The organism is Dyella caseinilytica (assembly GCF_016865235.1).
In the GTDB taxonomy this organism is placed as follows: domain Bacteria; phylum Pseudomonadota; class Gammaproteobacteria; order Xanthomonadales; family Rhodanobacteraceae; genus Dyella_B; species Dyella_B caseinilytica.
On record NZ_CP064030.1, the window covers coordinates 290,274 to 309,239 of the forward strand.

An 18,966-nucleotide genomic window follows, 5' to 3' on the forward strand; every position below is an offset into this window, starting at 1 on the left:
CGTAAACGCATTCATTTAGGTAGAGGTTCAAGGCTATGGCCCAGGCAGCCACCCACGACCACCACGATGAGCATCACGACGAACACCACGAGCACCAGAACTTCTTTCAGCGCTGGGTGATGTCCACCAATCACAAGGACATCGGCACGCTGTATCTAATCTTCTCGCTACTGATGTTCTTCATTGGCGGCAGCTTCGCCATGGTGATCCGTGCCGAGCTGTTCCAGCCGGGCATGCAGCTGGTGCAGCCGTACTTCTTCAACGAAATGACCACCATGCATGCGCTGGTGATGATCTTCGGCGCGGTGATGCCGGCCTTCGTGGGTCTGGGCAACTGGATGATCCCGATGATGGTCGGTGCGCCGGATATGGCGCTGCCGCGCATGAACAATCTTTCGTTCTGGATTCTGCCGTTTGCCTTCGCGCTGATGCTGTCCACGTTATTCCTGCCGGGCGGCGGCCCCGCCGGTGGTTGGACCATGTATCCGCCGCTGTCGCTGCAGAGCGCCTCGCTGGCCTATGTGGTGTTCGCCGTGCACTTGATGGGTATCAGCTCGATCATGGGCGCGATCAACATCATCGCCACCATCCTCAACATGCGCGCGCCGGGCATGGATCTGCTGAAGATGCCGGTGTTCGTGTGGAGCTGGCTGATCACGGCGTTCCTGCTGATTGCGGTGATGCCGGTGTTGGCGGGCGCAGTGACCATGCTGCTCACCGATAAGTACTTCAATACCCACTTCTTCGATGCCGCCGGTGGTGGTGATCCGATCCTGTTCCAGCATGTGTTCTGGTTCTTCGGTCACCCCGAGGTGTACATCATGATCCTGCCGGCGTTCGGGATCATTTCGGAAATCATTCCGACCTTCTCGCGCAAGCCGATCTTCGGCTACAAGGCGATGGTGTTCGCGATCGCCTCGATCGCCTTCCTGTCGTTCATCGTGTGGGCGCACCACATGTTCGCGGTGGGTCTGCCGCTGGGCGCCGAAATCTTCTTCATGTACGCCACCATGCTGATTGCGGTGCCAACGGGTGTGAAGGTGTTCAACTGGGTCGCCACCATGTGGGGTGGCTCGATGACTTTTGAAACGCCGATGTTGTTCGCTATCGCGTTCGTCATCCTGTTTACCATCGGTGGCTTTTCCGGCCTGATGCTGGCGCTGGTGCCGGCGGACTTCCAGTACCACGACACCTACTTCGTGGTGGCGCACTTCCACTACGTGCTGGTGACGGGTGCGATCTTCGCGATCATGGCCGCGACGTATTACTGGATTCCGAAGTGGACCGGTCATATGTACAGCGAGTTCTGGGGCAAAGTGCACTTCTGGAACTCGGTGGTGTGGGTGAACGTGTTGTTCTTCCCGCAGCACTTCCTGGGATTGGCCGGCATGCCGCGCCGTATTCCGGATTACAACGTGGCCTTCGCCAACTTCAACATGATCAGCTCGATCGGCGGCTTCCTGTTCGGCGCCTCGCAGCTGATCTTCCTTGGTGTGATCATCCATTGCGTGTGGTTCTCCAAGAAGAAAGCCACCGATCGCGTGTGGGAAGGTGCCAGGGGGTTGGAGTGGACGTTGTCGTCGCCGCCGCCGCATCACTCGTTCTCGGTCGCGCCGGTGATTCATGACGAAGAACTGGCGCACGGCCATGTCGAGGATTGATCGATGAAGCTGGATAACCAGACCCTCGACAGCGGACAGACGCAAAGACTGCGTCGTGCACGTCGCACTGCCGCGGTTGTGGGTGCAATTGCCTTTGTGGTGTTTGCCGTATCGATCGCGCAGATGTTCTGGCTTCAGCATCATCCGCAGTTGCATCAACGTGCAGAGGTTGAGGCGCTGTCGCAGTAGGTATTAGAAAGACTCGAAAGCATCCGTACGGATTGTTTTTCGAGGTGTCGCAGCAAGTTGTTGTGCACGTAGGTCACCAGGAACATCTACGGAATACACATCATGAGTCAGCAGCACGACATTTATTACGTACCGAGCAAGAGCCAGTGGCCGATCGTGGCCGCTGTGGTCATGTTCCTCACCGTATTCGGCGCGGCGCACTGGCTCAATGCCGAGCCTGGCGAGAGTGGCTTCGGCAAGACACTGCTGCTGATCGGCTTCGTCGGCATCCTGCTCATGTTCTTCGGCTGGTTCCGCTCGGTAATCCACGAGTCGATGGCCGGGCGCTACAACAGCCAGGTGGATCGCTCGTTCCGCATGGGGATGATGTGGTTCATCTTCTCCGAGGTGATGTTCTTCGGCGCCTTCTTCGGTGCGCTGTTCTACATCCGCATGTTCTCGGTGCCGTGGCTGGGTGGTTATGGCCATGGCGTGCTGACACACCAGTTCCTGTGGAGTGACTACGCCGCTTCGTGGGGCTCGGGTGGCGGCAACGGTCCGGCGCATGTGGGTGGTGCGTTCGAGACGGTGGCGCCGTGGGGCCTTCCGCTGCTCAATACCCTGATCCTGCTCAGCTCCAGCGTTACCGTCACGATTGCGCATCACGCCCTGAAGGCAGGTCATCGTGGCAAGGTGCTGGCGTTCCTGGGCGTGACGGTGTTGCTGGGTGCCAGCTTCCTGTATTGCCAAGCTCATGAATACATGGAGGCGTACAAGGAACTGAACCTCACGCTCGGCTCGGGCGTGTATGGCTGTACCTTCTTCATGCTTACCGGTTTCCACGGCCTGCACGTGACGCTGGGTACGATCATGCTGGCGATCATCTGGCTGCGTGTGCTGGCTGGTCACTTCAGCAAGGAGCACCATTTCGGCTTCGAGGCGGTGGCCTGGTATTGGCACTTTGTGGATGTGGTGTGGCTGGGGCTTTTCATGTTTGTGTACATCCTCTGAGCGCTATCCTGCTTCCATGCAAAAGCCCGCCGAAAGGCGGGCTTTTGCGTTCCTCATGGTGCGAAGTGCCTCGGATCTTTAGTGCCAGGTACGCACGCATCTCACCGTCATTCCGGCGTAGGCCGGAATCCATTTGGAGTCTCGCGCGAAGCACAGGAATGTCGATGGAGCGTCCCATGCGATTCTGTGGAAATAGATTCCGGCCTGCGCCGGAATGACGGTGAGGCGGGATTGAGATTTGTGGCGAGGAGTTCCTGCCCTAAACGTCGCAGCTCACGAGCCGGGGCAGGACGCCCGTTACAATTACTGTCCAACCCCATGCGGGTGAATCCACCCCATCTTGATGCCGACAATGACCATCGCAATCAGCACCAGCGAAAAGCTGATGCGTCGGGTCAGCGCCCATACGGTGCGCTTACCGCCGTCTTTGTCGGTCATCATGAAATACAGCGCCTGGCCGAGGTTGAACACCACCACCAGGAACATGATCACCAGCACGACTTTGTAGATGGTTTCCACGTGATTGACCTGAGCAGGCGCGACATGGCCAGTATAGCCGTCTCATCCGGAGTCACTGCATGAGCTTGATGCGTCGGCCGGCGTGGTGGTCTGTGTTGCTGGTGGTGGCCGGAGTGCTTATTTTTGTGCGCCTGGGCATCTGGCAATTGCATCGCGCTGATGACAAGGAAGAACTTCTGCGACGGTATGCCGCAGCGGCCAGTGCATCGCCACAGGACTTCGCTGTCGTGACAACTAGTCCGCCGGAAGATGTGTATCCGCGCGTGCGTGTGGAAGGGCATTACCTCGCTGATCGGCTGTATCTGCTCGACAACCCCAAGCATGACGAGATGGGTGGTGTCGAAGTGTATGTACCGTTCCAGCCGGAGCATGCTGGCAGACTGCTGCTGGTCGACCTTGGGTTCCTGCCTGGCAATGGCACGGGCAAGGCGCCGCAGCTGCCGCCGTTGCCGACGACTCAGCTGGCGTTGCAGGGCATCTACCAGCCGCCACCCGAACACGGGTTCGAAATGGGTGGCAATGCGCTGGCACAGCAGACGCAGTGGCCGAAAACGTCGATCTATCTCGATATGAACCAGATGGCGGCAGACTTGCACGCTACGCTTTATCCGCGCGTACTGGTGTTGGATGCGGATCCGGCAGCGATCTATGTGCGTGTGCACACGCTGGATCTTTCATCGATGCCGCCAGCACGGCACAGGGCGTATGCGTTTCAGTGGTTCGCGTTTGCTGTCGCAGCAGTGGTGATGTTCGTGGTTTTGCATCGCAAACGCCGCAGGCGAGACAAGTAAATGCAAATGTCGACGCCTCGATACCGTCATTCCCGCTTTCGCGGGGATGATGGTGAGGCAACATGAAGCTCCTCAGGGACAGGTATGAATAGTTCGATTTCTTCTAATCACCGCGCCAGCCGCCTTAAATTCCTATTGGTGGTCTTCATCTTCGCCGCCCCTGTCATCGCGGCGGCCTTGCTCAACCTCAGCGGCTGGCAACCGACCGGTCATGGCTATGGCGAGCCGATCATGCCGCAACGCAATTTCGATCAGGAACACGTACAGATACGACTGGCCAATGGCCAGGACTGGGTTTGGCGCGATACGTCCCCGCGCTTGACCCTGATCGCCCTGGCTGGTCCGGACTGCGCAGCGCATTGCATGGAGGCACTCACCAAGATGGCCGCCGCGCGCATCACCCTCAACAATAATGCGGACCGTCTGCGCCTGCTCTACGTTGGCCAGCCGCCCGCGGACGCCGCCGCCAATGGCATGGAGAACTATTGGAGCCTCGGCAGCGACGTGAACAGCAGCCTCGCCACCTATCGTCCGGCTGCCCCGGATAGCGTCAGCGCGCTGCTGGTGGAATCGGACGGCACGGCGCTGACGCGGTATCCTGCGGGATTCGATCCGAGCGGTTTGCGCAAGGATCTGCAAAAGGTTATTCGGTAATGTCTTTGCGTATTCGGAAAATCGCGCCATATCTGGCCGTACTGGCGGCTGTCTTCGCCTTTGGCCTGGTGATGTTCGGCGCGTTTGTGCGGCTTTCCAATGCGGGTCTGTCCTGTCCTGACTGGCCCACCTGCTATGGCAAGGCCACCTGGCCGCAGCATGCGCAAGCCGTGGCGCAAGCCAATCAGGCCTTCCCGGATCGCCCCTATGAATCGGACAAGGCCTGGCGCGAGCAAGTGCATCGCATGCTGGCCGGCACGCTAGGCGTGCTGGTGGTGTTGCTGGCCCTGATGGCTGCGCGGCGAGATCGCCTCGTGCAATGGGCGATCATCATTAGCGCGGCGCTGGCCGCAGGTGGTGTCACGCTTTACTTGCATGGCGAGCACGAATGGTCGTCGGGTCTGGCCTTGCTCGCGATCCTGCTGCCGATGACCGGCGCACTGTGGCTGCGTGAGCATGCCGCACTCAAGATGAGCGTGCTGGCATTGGCGGTAATCATCTTTCAAGCCATGCTCGGCATGTGGACGGTGACCTTGCTGCTCAAGCCCATCGTCGTGATGGGGCACTTGCTGGGCGGCTTGACCACCTTCGGGCTGCTTGCCTATGTCGCCTTGCGCTACAACGGCGTCGGCGCGCAGGGCAATCACGATGCGTCATTGCGCAGGCTTGTCGTGTTTGGCATCGTGCTGCTTGCATTGCAGATCGCACTCGGCGGGTGGACTTCCGCCAACTATGCGGCGTTGGCTTGCGGTACCGATTTCCCGACCTGCTTGGGACAATGGGCGCCGCCCACCGATTTTCATCAGGGTTTCGTGCTGTGGCGCGAGATTGGTGTGAACTATGAAGGCGGCATTCTCGACATGGCTGCACGTAGCGCCATCCAGATTACGCATCGGATTGGCGCGCTGGTGGTGTTCTGTTATCTGAGCTGGCTGTCGTACCGCTTGGTGCACGGTGGATTTCGACTGGGCGGTATCGCAGTGTTGTTAGCATTGATTCTTCAAGTGGCACTAGGCATCAGCAATGTGCATTTCGGCTTGCCGCTGGCCGTCGCGACGATGCACAACGGTGGTGCGGCACTGCTGCTCTTTGTGTTGCTGGCAAATTTCACGCGTTTGCAACCATGGCGGAATGACGTCGCGGATGTGCTCGCATGAATTTGGTTCGCGAATATATGCAGCTGACCAAGCCGCGCGTCGTGGCGCTGCTGGTGTTCTGTTCGGTAATCGGCATGTTTCTCGCGGTACCCGGCATTCCGCCGTGGCGTGCACTGGTGTTTGGGACGCTCGGCATCTGGATGGCCTCCGGTTCAGCGGCGGCTTTCAATCACCTGATCGATGAGCGCATCGACAAGCTGATGGCGCGCACCGCGCGTCGTCCGCTGGCTACTGGCACACTCAAGCCGCGGCAAGTGCTGCTTTTCGCCATTGTGCTCGGCATCGTCTCGATGCTGGTGCTGGCTTTGCTGGTGAACGGCCTGACCGCATGGCTCACCTTTGGCGGCCTGATCGGCTATGCACTGGTCTATACCGCCTACCTGAAACGCGCCACGCCACAGAACATCGTGATCGGCGGGCTGGCCGGCGCGATTCCGCCGGTGCTGGGCTGGACCGCTGTCACCGACGCGCTACACCCCTTCGCCTTGCAGTTATGCCTGATCATCTTCGTCTGGACACCGCCGCACTTCTGGGCGCTGGCGATCTTCCGTCGTGACGACTACGCCCGCGCCGAAATCCCCATGCTGCCCGTCACCCACGGCGTGCGCTACACCCGCTGGAACATCCTGCTCTACACCATCCTGTTGGTCATCGTAAGTTTGCTGCCAGCTTTCACCGGTTACAGCGGCATGATCTATTTCGGTGGCGCCGCCGTGCTGGGCGTGGGGTTCCTGTATTACGCCTTCCGCATGATGAATCCGCCGGATGAATACTTCGCCATGCGTACGTTCAAGTATTCGATCATCTATTTGATGGCGTTGTTTGCGTTCCTGTTGGCCGATCACTGGATCACCGATACGCACATAGGTGCGAGTCTCGCCATTTGAATCGCTGAATAGGGAAGGTCATTCGTAATGATTTGCGAAGGCCTTCACCCGCTTCTGACGCTCGATTAGAATCGGTGACGCACATTCAGGGGGAATGATTATGTACGCAAGGCTATTGGGCGCAGCACTTGGACTGTGCTGCTTTTCTGCGTATGCGCAATCGGTTGAAGCGCCGGATTTGAAGGCAGGTGACAGTTGGGTGGTCGCCGATACCATCGAGCAAGGCACGCAAGGCTGGGTGCATAAAAATCAAGACATAACCGTCGAGCGCATTCAAAGCGATGGCATGTTGATTGCGACCAAAGAGGAAGGTTCTAACCAGCCGCCGATTGAGAGAATCACCGGCTTGGATTGGAGCCGGTCGCGCGATATCAATGGCAAGCAGGAAGTCGTCAACCGTCCCTTCAATTTTCCGCTGAAACCCGGCAAGAAATGGACGGTCGAGTACACCGAACTCAATCCCAATCAGCGGCATTCAAGCGAAACCCTGCATTGCGATTATGTCGTGACGGGCTGGGAAGACGTGCAGGTTGCCGCGGGCAGCTTTAAGGCCATCAAGGTTGAATGTGATGGCCAGTGGACAGCGGTGATGGCTCCCGCGGTTGCTGCGGGGAGTCGTGCGCTGGTGAACGCGAACGGTGTGACGACAGTGACGCAGACTCAGCGTGTCACGCCGCGTACCTTCAGCGGTCGATTGTACGATGCATTCTGGTATGTGCCCTCACAGAAGCGCTTCGTGAAGTCAGTCGAGGAGTACTACAGCAGCAATGGCGTGCGATCGCAGCGTTTCTCGGAGGAGTTGGTGTCCTCCAAGGTTGCGAACTGACAAAAAGCGCTTTTGATGCAAGGCACTTGATCGTCTGACGGAAAAGACTGCGCGATTTTCCTCATACCTATGACATTTGCGCGGCTGTAAGGAAGATTCCTTTCTTAGGAACGTGCAAATGCTGCGTGCGAATAAAGTGCCCATGGTGGCGGCTGTGATGCTTTTGCTGGCGGTGGCGAATATCGCGATCGCCGATGACGACGCCACTGATGCTTCCAAAGCTCCCGACGCAGCGCTGCTGCACGAACGGATACTTCATGTGGCCAGTGATCCTGGCGATCCGGTGACGCTGGTGATGACGGTCTATACACCGGATGGCCCGGGTCCTTTCCCGCTGGCCGTGATGAATCACGGTTCTACATCGGACATGCCGCCTGCCGAGCAGCCTCGCTATCACCTCACGTTCTCGGCCTATTATTTTCTTTCGCGTGGCTACGCGGTGGCTTTGCCGATGATGCGCGGTTACGCCGGGTCGGGTGGGCATCTGCATGCACATGGTTGTGACGATGCGGCAATGGGTCTTGAGGCTGCCAAAGACATCCGTGCGGTGATCGGATACCTCAAGCAACAGCCGTATATCGACGGCTCACAAATTGTGGTCGCGGGTCAGAGTTTTGGAGGCTGGAACACGTTGGCATTTGGAACTTTGGACGAGCCGGGAGTCAAGGGCCTGGTCAGCTTTGCCGGTGGCATGAAAGCGTCCGATTGCAACGATCCGGACGATGCATTGATAAAGGCTGCCGGCGCACTGGGCTCGCGCACCTCCACGCCATCGATATGGTTTTTCGGCGATAACGACGCACTGTTCGCAACGCCCGTGTGGCATGCGATGTTTGACCATTACACCGCAGAAGGCGCACCCGGCGAACTTGTTGCGTACGGGAATTTCGAAAGCAACTCGCACAATCTGCTCGGCTCCGGCGCGGGGCTGAGTCTTTGGGTGCCAAAGTTGGATGCCTTTCTGGCGAAAGTGAATTTGCCCAACAAACTTTTGCACCCGGAATATCTGCCCACGCCGGCACCGCCGCCCAGCCATTACGCGGCCTTGGATGATGTGCAGGCACTCCCCTATCTGGGTGTGCATGAAGACCAGGCTGCAGCCTTCTATCAGAGGTTCCTCGCCAAACCATTGCCGAGAGCCCTGGCTATCGGCACCCGAAGTGCTGACGATGAGTTTGGCGGGTTTGATCCGGCCGCGCGGGCGCTGGAACGTTGCAGTGAGCGCAGCCCGAACTGCCAGCTCTACGCAGTGGATAACGACGTGGTGTGGACGCGGCCGACACCGGTTCCGCCCCCGTCTCATTTTGCGGCGCTTACAGATGAGAGCGCTGTGCCCTATCTCGATGCGCGAGGGCGCGCCGGGTATGAGGCTTTCTTGGCCATGCATCTGCCGCGTGCTTTCGTTGTCTCTGCCGATGGCGGATGGGATGCCGCGTCGCTGGGGGCCGATCCAGTGGCCAATGCCCTGGCCAGATGCAACGCAAAGCACCAAGGTTGCCGCCTTTACGCCGTGGACCGTGACGTGGTTTGGCAACACTAGGCTCAATCAAGGCGGGTTGAACGGGGTGATTGGCTCCGCAAAAAGTTTGTGACCAAGGGTTGACAGTTCTGCATCGCAGCACGACAATTGCCGCGCCCACCGGCGCATCTTGTGGCTGGCCGGGCCTCTGTCCGAACTAACCAAGGCATATGGACGTTTACCCTAGTCGCAACGTCGACATCCGCGAGCATCGGGTGCCGGCATTGCATAACAAGCTGATCGTTCGCGGCAACCGCCAGCGGTTGGCCGGCGCTTTCCTCGACTAGGGAAGTCCGGCCCGCTCCTAACGGTGCCGTGAGCACCGTTTTAAAGGAGATGGGCCAATGAAGCTCCTTCGCGATTTCTTTCGTCTGCGCACCGCGGGTCGTTTTCCCCTGACCGGCCGCCGTGAGGCCGTGCGTGTTCCCCTGACCGTGACCGTTCCCCAGCCGCTGAATAAGCCGGTCGAGCGCGCGCCGATCGATATGCATTGGCAGATCGAGGCCGCCCAGGGCCGTCCGCTGTCCCGTTGGCATGAGCATCAGGTGGATGCTCTGCGTACGTCCCGTCATCTTCATCTGGTATCTAGCCACTGATGCGCCATTGCGAACTGCGCAAGGGGTGGCCCCCTCCCTGGCCGGTGGCAATCCGGCTCGGGTGGTGTGACCCCGTGCGCGGGTTGCGATAGCGGAAGCAAGTCGTTCCAGACGCTCGCCTCCGAACCGCATGCGACACCTTTCCACGGAAGCGAGACATGATGAAGCAATCCTCCCAGGCTGTGATGGCCAAGGCTGCTGCTAAAACCGCCGCGGCTCCTCCGCGCGTGGCTGCGGCGCAGGATGCGTTCAAGGAGAACGAGGCCCTGCTGATCAGCCTGGACACCAGCCTGGCTGGCCTCAATGAAGAACAGATCACCGAGCGCCTGTCGCGCGATGGTGTAAACGAGGTTTCGCACGAGAAGCCGCCACACTGGACGGTCCAGTTGCTGCGCGCGTTCAAGAACCCGTTCATCATCGTGCTGCTGATCTTGGCGGTGGTGCAGATCTTCCTGACGCCGGATGATCTGTCGGGCCCAATCATCATCGGGGTGATGGTGGGCATCAGCGTACTGCTCAGCTTCACCCAGGAGTACCGCTCCTCGCAGGCGGCAGAGAAGCTGAAGGCGATGGTGCGCAACACTGCCACCGTCACGCGCCGCGCTTCGGATGGCCATAGCGAGCGCATCGAAGTACCGGTGGGTGAGTTGGTGGTGGGCGACATCGTGCATCTGGCTGCGGGGGACATGGTGCCCGCCGACCTGCGTCTGCTGACTGCGAAGGACCTGTTCATCAGCCAAGCCATCCTCACCGGTGAATCGCTGCCGGTGGAAAAGGCCGGCCCGGCGCAGGCACACGTGGTCGAAGGCGGTGCTCAGGGCGTGCAGCAGGGCAATCCGCTGGATCTGCCCACCATCTGCTACATGGGCACCAACGTGGTGAGCGGCACGGCGACGGCGGTGGCAGCGGCGACCGGTTCGCGCACCTACCTGGGTTCGCTGGCGCGCAGCATCGTGGGCGAGCGCGTGCAGACCAGTTTCGATCGCGGTGTCAGCAGCGTGAGCTGGCTGTTGATCCGCTTCATGCTGGTGATGGTGCCGATTGTGCTGGGCATCCAGTGGTACAAGCACGGCTTCCTCGATGCGCTGATGTTCGCGCTGTCGGTGGCGGTAGGTCTGACCCCGGAGATGTTGCCGTTGATCGTCACCGCCAACCTGGCCAAGGGCGCGATGGCGATGTCCAAGCGCAAGGTGGTGGTGAAGCGCCTCAACGCGATCCAGAATTTCGGCGCGATGGACGTGCTGTGCACGGACAAGACCGGCACGCTCACGCTCGACAAAATCGTGCTGGAACGCCATCTCGATCTGGATGGTGAAGATTCGGAAGACGCGCTGGAATACGGTTACCTCAACAGTCACTTCCAGACTGGCCTGAAGAACCTGATGGACAAGGCTGTGCTGGCGCATCGCGATCTCGAACCGATCGTCGCGCGCTACCGCGTGGTGGACGAAATTCCGTTCGATTTCCAGCGTCGGCGCATGTCGGTGGTGCTGGGCAATGGCGACGGTCATGACCTGCTGGTGTGCAAGGGCGCGGTGGAGGAAATGCTCTCCATCTGTGCCACCGAGCGCCGTGGCGACGAGATCGTGCCGATGACCGACGAGCGCCGTCGCGAAATCAAGGCGATGACGCGTCACCTCAACGAAGACGGCCTGCGCGTGCTGGTGGTGGCGATCAAGCAGGAGGAGCCGCACAACCGCGCTTATGGTGTGGCCGATGAAGCCGGTTTGACCGCGGTAGGTTGTTTGGCCTTCCTCGATCCGCCGAAGGACACGGCAGCCACCGCGATCGCCGCGCTGCATCACCACGGCGTCGAAGTGAAGGTGATCACCGGCGACAACGAAGCGGTGACGCGCAAGATCTGCCGTGAGGTGGGCCTGGACGTGGAGCACTCTGCACAGGGCCGCGATATCGAGCCGCTGGATGACACGGCGCTCGACGAGCTGGTCAAGCGCACCACCGTGTTCGCCAAGATGTCGCCGCTGCAGAAGGCGCGCGTGGTGAAGTCGCTGCAGCGTCAGGGTCATACCGTTGGCTTCCTCGGCGACGGCATCAACGATGCACCGGCGCTGCGCGAAGCCGATGTCGGGATTTCGGTGGATACCGCTACCGATATCGCCAAGGAATCGGCCGACATCATCCTGCTGGAAAAGAACCTGATGGTGCTGGAAGAAGGCGTGCTTGAAGGGCGCCTCACCTTCGGCAACATCATCAAGTACATCAAGATGACGGCCAGCTCGAACTTCGGCAACGTGTTCAGCATGGTGATCGCCAGCTTCTTCCTGCCGTTCCTGCCGATGCTGCCGCTGCAGGTGCTGGTGTTGAACTTGCTCTACGACATCTCGCAGTTGTCGATTCCATTCGACCGCATGGATGAGGAATACCTGCGCAAGCCGCGCAAGTGGAATGCCAGCGACATTGGCCGTTTCATGGTGTGGATCGGGCCGACCAGCTCGGTGTTCGATATCACCACCTTCGCTTTGCTGTGGTACGTGTTCGGCGCGAATGGCCCGGATCATCAGTCGCTGTTCCAGTCCGGCTGGTTCATCGAGAGCCTGCTGACCCAGACCCTGGTGGTACACATGATCCGCACGCGCAAGATCCCGTTCTTGCAGAGCGTGGCGGCGGCGCCGGTGCTGGGCCTTACCACGGCGATCATCGTGATCGGCATGTTCATTCCGTTCACGGCGGTGGGCACCAAGATCGGCATGGTGCATCTGCCCGGCGCATACTTCGGCTGGCTGGCCGCGACCGTGATCGCTTACTGCATGCTGACGCAGGTGGCGAAGCTGGTTTATATCCGCCGTTACGGGCACTGGCTCTGAGCTGGCGTCGCGGCTGATCGAATAAGTCATATCCCTCCTTCATCGGGAAGGAGGGAGGGATGAAGGGCAGCGGCATGCCGGCTGGTATGCCAAATGACGGTTTGTCCGTTAACGTGCCCCGTGCCGCTTTCTTTCCGGAAGAGGGAAGATGTAAGTGTTGTCCTGCCTAATGAAAATAAGAGCAGGCGTAGAAAGCATTTGTTTTTTTGGAGTTGCCGAGATGAAAGGCACGTTCGCTTTATTCGACATCGCCGGCTACGTCGCCCTGCTGCTGTGGGGTACGCATATGGTCACCAGCGGCGTGCTGCGTGGCTACGGAAGCGCATTGCGTCGTTCGCTGGGCCGTTTCCTCGGCCGTCGCCCGGCTGCATTTATGTTTGGCGTGTGCATCACGGCGTTGCTGCAGAGCAGTACCGCGACCGGCATGATGGCAACGTCTTTTGCCGCCAACGGCTTTCTCGGCCTTGCGCCGGGTTTGACCGTGATGCTGGGCGCGAATGTCGGTACCACGCTGATCGTGCAGGTGATGTCGTTCAACATCGCGCTGATTGCGCCGGTGCTGATCCTGTTCGGCACCGCTTTGCATCGGCGTAGCGACGATGTGCGCTACGAAAACCTCGGTCGCGTCGGCATCGGTCTCGGGCTGATGCTGTTGTCGCTGCACCTGCTGGTGCTGACCATGGCGCCGATGGAAAACGCGCAGTTGCTGAAGGAAGGCATGCAGGCATTGGCGGGCGAGCCGGTCATCGCCATGCTGGTCGCTGCGGCATTGACCTGGCTGTGCCATTCCAGCGTGGCAGTGGTGTTGTTGATCGTGTCACTGGCGACGGGTGGTGTGATCGATGCACCCGGCGCACTGGCGCTGGTACTCGGTGCGAATCTGGGCGGTACGCTGCCGGCTTTGCTGGAAGCGCATACCCCGGTCGCACGTCGTCTGCCGTTGGGCAATTTGCTGGTGCGCGCGTTTGGCTGCGTCATCTGTCTGCCTTTGCTGCACCCTCTGGCGCATTGGCTGGCAGCACTGGGTGATTCGCCGGCGCGCATTGCGGTGAATTTCCACACCGCGTTCAACCTTGTGTTGGCCATCATCTTCATTTTCCCGATCCAGAAGCTGGCGCAGCTGCTGGTGCGTCTGCTGCCCGAGCCGCCGCGTCCTGCTGATCAGGGCCTGCCTCTTTACCTCGATGAGGCTGCGCTGGAAAGCGCCGGTGTGGCGCTGGTGAATGCCACCCGCGAATCGATGCGCATGGCCGATATGGTCGAAGGTATGTTGAAGGGTCTGGTCGAGATTTTCGGCAAAGACGACACCTCGCGCGCAGCCGCCATCAGCAAGATGGATCCGTTCCTCGATCGCCTCGGCGTCGCCATTCGCCAATACCTGGCCGATCTCGTCGGCGAAGCATTGAATGAAGAGGATGGTGAGCGCAGCCAGGAAATTCATGCGTTCGTGATCAACATCGAGCACATCGGTGATATCACTGCGAACAACCTGATGGAATTTGCCGCCAAGAAGGCCGAACGCGGACAGGATTTTTCGGCAGATGACATCCAGGATCTTGCGGCCATGCACAGCCAGTTGATGGAGAGCCTACGTCTGGCCATTGCGGTTTTCATGCGTGGTGACCTGCGCGCGGCGCAGCATCTGATGGAGCGCAAGGAATTGCTATGGCGTCTCGAAAACGACGCATCTGACCGACATGTGCGCGACCTGCGCCAGCAGCGTGACGGTGGTGGCGGCGACGTGTATCTGCGCATTTTGCGCGATCTGCGCCGGATTCATTCGCACCTTGCTGCGATCGCGTATCTGCCGCTGGAGCGGGCCGGTCTGCTGCAGGGCCGGCTGGTACAACCTCATGCCAACACCCTTGTAGAGGGAAAAGTCTGAAATTGGACAGTCACACGCAAGCCGAACCACCCAGTATTAGCCCGCCTTATTGACCCTGACCCTGCGGTCCCGTGTGCTCCATCAGGAGCCTGCCCGGATGCGGTGGTTTTGGGCGGCCAAACCGCGGTCCGGGGATATGCCTAACAGTCATTTCATGCACTGGAAGGCCTCCCTTCACCGTATTGCAACAGCTCTGTGGCCTCGTGGTCGTGGGGAACGCATTCGAGCGCCAAGCCGAAGGGAAAATTTTTATGTTTCATCAGCTGATCAAAAATGGGTCACGTCTGTCCGTAGCGATTGCCGTCGCATTGAGCATGGCCGCCTGCTCGCACGGAGGAGACGAAACCGGCACGCCGCCTCCCGCCTTCACCGCTGATCATGGTGTTTACAAAGTCCCCGATGGCTCGCCGCTGCGCAAAGAGCTGGTGGTGCAACCGGTAGAGATGCACCAGGCGCCCCACGCCAAGATTTTCCCCGCCAATGTAGAAGCCGATCCGACGCGCACCGCTAACGTGTTACCGCCGCTGACTGGCAAGGTGATGGAATTGAAGGTGGGGCTGGGTGATCACGTGACCCGCGGTCAGCTGCTGGCGGTGATCGATTCGGGCGATCTGGCCCAGGCCTATGCGGACGTCTACAAGGCCAAGGACGCGCTCGATCTCGCCAAGAAGACGCTCGACCGTGCCCGTGCCGTGAAGGCCGCCGGCGGCAATGCGGTGAAGGATCTGGAAGCCGCGCAGAGCGGCTACAACCAGGCACTTTACGAGTTCAATCGTGCGCAGACGCGCCTGCCGGCAGTCGGTGGCACGCAGGGTGCCGAAGCCACGCGTCCAATGCAGATCACGGCGCCGGCCACCGGCTACATCACGGCATTGACGGTAGCGCCGGGCACGTATGTCAACGATCCGACCGCTTCCATGATGACCATCTCGGACCTCAGTTCGGTATGGATCACCTCGAACGTGCCGGAGAGCGATGTTGCCCAAGTCACCAAGGGCGAAAAGATGAGCGCGGTGTTGACGGCTTATCCGAACGAGGTATTTCACGGCAAGGTGACCTTCGTCAATCCGGTGATTCAACCCGATACGCGCCGCGACCTGGTGCGTGCCGTATTCGCCAATCCGGATGCGCGCCTGAAGCCCAACATGTACGCCAATGTCAGCATCGACACTCCGCAGCCGGACGAAGTGTTCGTGCCGCAGTCGGCGCTACTGATGAACAACGACAGCATTACGGTATTCGTCGAGGTGTCGCCATGGACGTTTGAGCGCCGCACCGTGGACCTGAGTTATGACGAAAACGACGGCACTCGCGTACTGAAGGGGTTGAAGGCGGGTGATCGCGTGATCGTCCGGGGCGGAGTGCTGCTCAATGATTAATCAGCTCTTCCGCTTCTGCTTTGAAAAGCGAACGCTATTCATCGTGGTGACGATTCTCGTCATCTGCTTCGGTTACTACTCATGGACCCAGCTGGCGATTGAAGCGTATCCGGAACTGACCGACGTAACCGCGCAGGTCACCACGCAGGTGCCGGGTTTGGCCGCTGAGGAGATCGAACAGGAGATCACGACGCCGCTCGAGCGTGGCTTGGCCGATACGCAGGGTCTGGTCAGCATGCGTTCGAGCAGTACCTTCGGTCTGTCGCTGATCACCCTGGTATTCAAAGACGGCTCGGACGACTATTGGGAACGTCAGCGCGTGATGGAACGCATCAGCCAGGTGACGCTGCCGACGGGCATCACGCCCGGGCTCGATCCGGTGACGGGTCCGGCCGGCGAGATCTATCGCTACACGCTGGAATCGAAAAGCAAGAACCTGATGGAGCTATCGGAGATCCAGAACTGGGTCGTGATTCCGGCACTGAATCAGGTGCCAGGCGTGATCAACGTCGACAACTTCGGCGGCTTCACCAAGGAATTCCAGCTGGAATTGGATCCGCAGCAACTGCTGCACTACGGCGTCAGCGTCAACCAGGTTACCGCAGCGATCTCCGCCAATACCTCCAATGCAGGTGGCGGGCGCATCACGCGCGGCGAGCAGTCGTACATTGTGCGCGGCATCGGCATGGTGCATTCGCTGAAGGACCTGGGCGATATCGTGGTGACGCAAAACAACGGCGTGCCGGTGCTGGTGAAAGACCTGGGCAAGCTGCGTTATGGCCATCAGGTGCGTGAGGGCATCCTGGGCAAGGACAATAACCCCGATACGATCGAAGGCATCTGTGACTTGCTGAAGTATGAAAATGCTTCCAAGGTGCTCGAGGGCATTCATGCCAAAGTTGCCGAGCTAAGCAAGCAACTTAACCCGCAGGACGTTTACATCGTTCCGTACATCGATCGCGACAACTTGGTCAACGCGACGAAGGAAAAAGTCTTCCACACCGTGATGGAAGGCATCGGCCTGGTCTGCATCGTGCTGATTCTGTTCCTCGGCAGTCCGCGTTCTGCGATGGTGGCCGCCGTGGCGATTCCCATGTCGCTGGTGACGGTGTTCATCCTGATGCAGTTCACGCACATGTCGGCGAATCTGTTCTCGCTGGGTGCGATCGACTTCGGCGTGATCGTGGACGGTGCGATCGTGATCACCGAGGCGATTCTGCACAAGCGTGAGCAAAAACCCACCGAAGTGCTGACCGAAGAAGACGTAATGACGGTGACGGGGCATGTCGGCCGCTCGATCTTCTTCGCCACCCTGATCATTGTTACCGCTTATGCGCCGCTGTTCGCCTTCGAGCACGCCGAGGGCAAACTATTCCGCCCGATGGCGTTCACCGTCGGCTACGCATTGCTTGCAGCGTTGCTTTGCACTGTGACGTTGACACCGGCGCTGGCTTATCTCGCCCTTCGCAAGCCGCGCAAGATCTTCCACAACAAGCCGCTTGAGAAGCTGCGGGCTTGGTACACGCATACGTTGGGAAGGCTGATACATAGGCTGCCGATCGTCTATACGACTACCATCGCAGCGTTTCTATGCGTGCTCGTACTGGGTGCGACCATCGGCCGCGAATTCCTGCCCGATCTGGACGAAGGTGCGCTGTGGCTGCAAGTGCAAATGCCCACGGGTCTGTCACTGGATAAAGCCAGCCAGATGACGGCGGAGCTGCGCAAAGTAGTCCGCGAGTTCCCGGAGGTGTCGTACATCGTGACGCAGATGGGTCGCAACGATACGGGTACCGATCCTTGGACGCCGTCGCATGTGGAATCGGCGGTGGGCCTTACGCCCTATAGCGAGTGGCATGGCGAGACCAAGGCGGAGTTCCTGCATAAGTTCAACGCACGCCTGCAACAGATTCCTGGCATCACGGTAGGCATCAGCCAGCCGATCATCGATGGCGAGAACGACATGATCGGCGGTGCGCATGCCCCGTTGGTATTGCGCATCTATGGCGATGACTTCCACGAGATGCGCCGTATCGGCAGCGAGATCGTCGACGTGCTGCATGGCATTCAAGGCACCGCCGATGCGTCGATTTTCCAGGAGCCACCGATTCCTCAGTTGTCGATTACGGCGAACCGTGACGCCGCTGCGCGTTACGGCGTCAACATCAGCGATATCACCAACCTGATCCAGACCGCCATCGGCGGCGCGCCGATCACCCAGGTGTATGTGGCCGATCGCATCTACAACGTCACGGCACGCGTTTCCAACGACGTGGCCAACAGCCTGCAGGCGGTGGGCGAGCTGCCGTTGACGACCACCAGCGGTGCACAGATTCCGCTTAAGGAAGTGGCGGATATCAAACTGGCCATGGGGGAAAGTACCATCGCGCACGAACATGGCAAGCGCGAGTTGACCATCCGCATCGATAACAGTGATCGCGCATTGTCCGAATACCTGGCCGACGCGCAGTCGCAAATCGATAAGAAGGTGCATTTCGACAAGCAGAAATATCAGCTGGAATGGGCCGGCAACTTCCAGAACGCACAGCGTGCGCAGGATCGTTTGATCGTGGTCATGGGCATGGTCATGGCGATCATGTTGGTGTTCCTGTTCTTCGAATTCGGCAAATTCCATCAGGCCGTGCTGGTGCTTGGTGTGGTGCCGTTGGCGACGGTGGGTGGCCTGATCGCATTGCACGTGCGCGGCGACACGCTGAATATCGCCACGGCCGTCGGTTTCATTGCCTTGTTCGGCGTCGCGGTACAGAACGGCATCATCATGGTGTCGAACATCAATCGCATGCGAAAAGAAGAAGGTTTGTCGCTCAACGAAGCCGTGCTGGTCGGTGCCACCGAACGATTCCGTCCGGTGTTGATGACCGCCACCGTGGCCAGCATCGGCATGTTGCCGGCAGCCATGGCGACCGGTGTCGGTACGGATGTGCAGCGCGGTTTGGCAACGGTGGTGGTGGGCGGTTTGCCGATCGCCACGCTGCTGACTCTGTTCATCCTGCCTGCGCTGTACTACGCGATGGAGAACTTCATCCAGAAACGTTGGGGCGTTGCACCGACGGGTGAGGAGATCTGA

General features: G+C 59.6%; 15 protein-coding genes. 14 read left to right on the forward strand and 1 reads right to left on the reverse strand.

From position 1 onward, the window contains the following. The first annotated feature begins 35 nt into the window (after positions 1-35). From ctaD to ISN74_RS01260, 3 genes are all read left to right on the forward strand, one after another. A complete protein-coding gene (gene ctaD / locus ISN74_RS01250) occupies positions 36-1,661 on the forward strand; it encodes a cytochrome c oxidase subunit I (protein WP_188796615.1) in 1,626 nt (541 codons plus the stop codon). Between the two features lie 3 nt (positions 1,662-1,664). Then, positions 1,665-1,850 carry a hypothetical protein gene (locus ISN74_RS01255; protein WP_188796618.1) on the forward strand — a complete coding sequence of 62 codons (186 nt, stop codon included), beginning with the start codon at positions 1,665-1,667 and terminating at the stop codon, positions 1,848-1,850. Between the two features lie 102 nt (positions 1,851-1,952). Beyond that, a complete protein-coding gene (locus tag ISN74_RS01260; protein WP_188796620.1) occupies positions 1,953-2,840 on the forward strand; it encodes a cytochrome c oxidase subunit 3 in 888 nt (295 codons plus the stop codon). Positions 2,841-3,143: 303 nt separating this feature from the next. Here the strand turns inward: ISN74_RS01260 and ISN74_RS01265 are convergent, their stop codons facing one another. Further along, a complete protein-coding gene (locus ISN74_RS01265) occupies positions 3,144-3,359 on the reverse strand; it encodes a twin transmembrane helix small protein (protein WP_188796622.1) in 216 nt (71 codons plus the stop codon). Between the two features lie 59 nt (positions 3,360-3,418). Here ISN74_RS01265 and ISN74_RS01270 point away from each other — a divergent pair, with 59 nt between their 5' ends. The 11 genes from ISN74_RS01270 to ISN74_RS01320 all read left to right on the forward strand — a co-directional run bounded on the left by ISN74_RS01270 (position 3,419) and on the right by ISN74_RS01320 (position 18,966). Continuing rightward, the gene (locus ISN74_RS01270; protein ID WP_188796623.1) at positions 3,419-4,150 is read left to right on the forward strand and encodes an SURF1 family protein; all 732 of its coding nucleotides are present in this window, start codon (positions 3,419-3,421) and stop codon (positions 4,148-4,150) included. Between the two features lie 84 nt (positions 4,151-4,234). After that, entirely contained in the window at positions 4,235-4,804 is a 570-nt protein-coding gene (locus tag ISN74_RS01275; protein WP_188796624.1) for a hypothetical protein, read from the forward strand. Then, on the forward strand, positions 4,804-5,961 hold the full coding sequence (locus tag ISN74_RS01280) for a COX15/CtaA family protein (protein WP_188796626.1): 1,158 nt from the start codon (positions 4,804-4,806) through the stop codon (positions 5,959-5,961). Before ISN74_RS01275 ends, ISN74_RS01280 begins: the two co-directional genes overlap by 1 nt. Continuing rightward, a complete protein-coding gene (gene cyoE / locus ISN74_RS01285) occupies positions 5,958-6,848 on the forward strand; it encodes a heme o synthase (protein WP_188796627.1) in 891 nt (296 codons plus the stop codon). The genes ISN74_RS01280 and cyoE overlap by 4 nt, the downstream gene beginning before the upstream one ends. A gap of 100 nt (positions 6,849-6,948) precedes the next feature. Then, positions 6,949-7,674, forward strand: coding sequence for a hypothetical protein (locus ISN74_RS01290; protein WP_229678929.1), 726 nt, complete (start codon positions 6,949-6,951; stop codon positions 7,672-7,674). Between the two features lie 118 nt (positions 7,675-7,792). Beyond that, positions 7,793-9,214: an alpha/beta hydrolase family protein gene (locus ISN74_RS01295; RefSeq protein ID WP_203546682.1), complete on the forward strand. Its 1,422-nt coding sequence runs from the start codon at positions 7,793-7,795 to the stop codon at positions 9,212-9,214. A 323-nt stretch (positions 9,215-9,537) separates the two neighbouring features. Continuing rightward, entirely contained in the window at positions 9,538-9,789 is a 252-nt protein-coding gene (locus tag ISN74_RS01300; RefSeq protein ID WP_188796629.1) for a hypothetical protein, read from the forward strand. A gap of 158 nt (positions 9,790-9,947) precedes the next feature. Further along, a complete protein-coding gene (gene mgtA, locus ISN74_RS01305) occupies positions 9,948-12,614 on the forward strand; it encodes a magnesium-translocating P-type ATPase (RefSeq protein ID WP_188796631.1) in 2,667 nt (888 codons plus the stop codon). A 220-nt stretch (positions 12,615-12,834) separates the two neighbouring features. Next, entirely contained in the window at positions 12,835-14,499 is a 1,665-nt protein-coding gene (locus ISN74_RS01310; RefSeq protein WP_188796633.1) for a Na/Pi cotransporter family protein, read from the forward strand. A gap of 251 nt (positions 14,500-14,750) precedes the next feature. Beyond that, the gene (locus ISN74_RS01315; protein WP_188796634.1) at positions 14,751-15,878 is read left to right on the forward strand and encodes an efflux RND transporter periplasmic adaptor subunit; all 1,128 of its coding nucleotides are present in this window, start codon (positions 14,751-14,753) and stop codon (positions 15,876-15,878) included. After that, entirely contained in the window at positions 15,871-18,966 is a 3,096-nt protein-coding gene (locus tag ISN74_RS01320; protein ID WP_188796635.1) for an efflux RND transporter permease subunit, read from the forward strand. The genes ISN74_RS01315 and ISN74_RS01320 overlap by 8 nt, the downstream gene beginning before the upstream one ends.

What these genes read in the sequence shown, in the direction of transcription:
- ISN74_RS01270 (WP_188796623.1), top strand. Translation starts at nt 3,419, where the DNA reads ATGAGCTTGATGCGTCGGCCGGCGTGGTGGTCTGTGTTGCTGGTGGTG.
- ISN74_RS01255 (WP_188796618.1), top strand. Translation starts at nt 1,665, where the DNA reads ATGAAGCTGGATAACCAGACCCTCGACAGCGGACAGACGCAAAGACTG.
- ISN74_RS01260 (WP_188796620.1), top strand. Translation starts at nt 1,953, where the DNA reads ATGAGTCAGCAGCACGACATTTATTACGTACCGAGCAAGAGCCAGTGG.
- cyoE (WP_188796627.1), top strand. Translation starts at nt 5,958, where the DNA reads ATGAATTTGGTTCGCGAATATATGCAGCTGACCAAGCCGCGCGTCGTG.
- ISN74_RS01290 (WP_229678929.1), top strand. Translation starts at nt 6,949, where the DNA reads ATGTACGCAAGGCTATTGGGCGCAGCACTTGGACTGTGCTGCTTTTCT.
- ISN74_RS01275 (WP_188796624.1), top strand. Translation starts at nt 4,235, where the DNA reads ATGAATAGTTCGATTTCTTCTAATCACCGCGCCAGCCGCCTTAAATTC.
- ISN74_RS01315 (WP_188796634.1), top strand. Translation starts at nt 14,751, where the DNA reads ATGTTTCATCAGCTGATCAAAAATGGGTCACGTCTGTCCGTAGCGATT.
- ISN74_RS01280 (WP_188796626.1), top strand. Translation starts at nt 4,804, where the DNA reads ATGTCTTTGCGTATTCGGAAAATCGCGCCATATCTGGCCGTACTGGCG.
- ISN74_RS01300 (WP_188796629.1), top strand. Translation starts at nt 9,538, where the DNA reads ATGAAGCTCCTTCGCGATTTCTTTCGTCTGCGCACCGCGGGTCGTTTT.
- ISN74_RS01320 (WP_188796635.1), top strand. Translation starts at nt 15,871, where the DNA reads ATGATTAATCAGCTCTTCCGCTTCTGCTTTGAAAAGCGAACGCTATTC.
- ctaD (WP_188796615.1), top strand. Translation starts at nt 36, where the DNA reads ATGGCCCAGGCAGCCACCCACGACCACCACGATGAGCATCACGACGAA.
- ISN74_RS01310 (WP_188796633.1), top strand. Translation starts at nt 12,835, where the DNA reads ATGAAAGGCACGTTCGCTTTATTCGACATCGCCGGCTACGTCGCCCTG.
- ISN74_RS01295 (WP_203546682.1), top strand. Translation starts at nt 7,793, where the DNA reads ATGCTGCGTGCGAATAAAGTGCCCATGGTGGCGGCTGTGATGCTTTTG.
- mgtA (WP_188796631.1), top strand. Translation starts at nt 9,948, where the DNA reads ATGATGAAGCAATCCTCCCAGGCTGTGATGGCCAAGGCTGCTGCTAAA.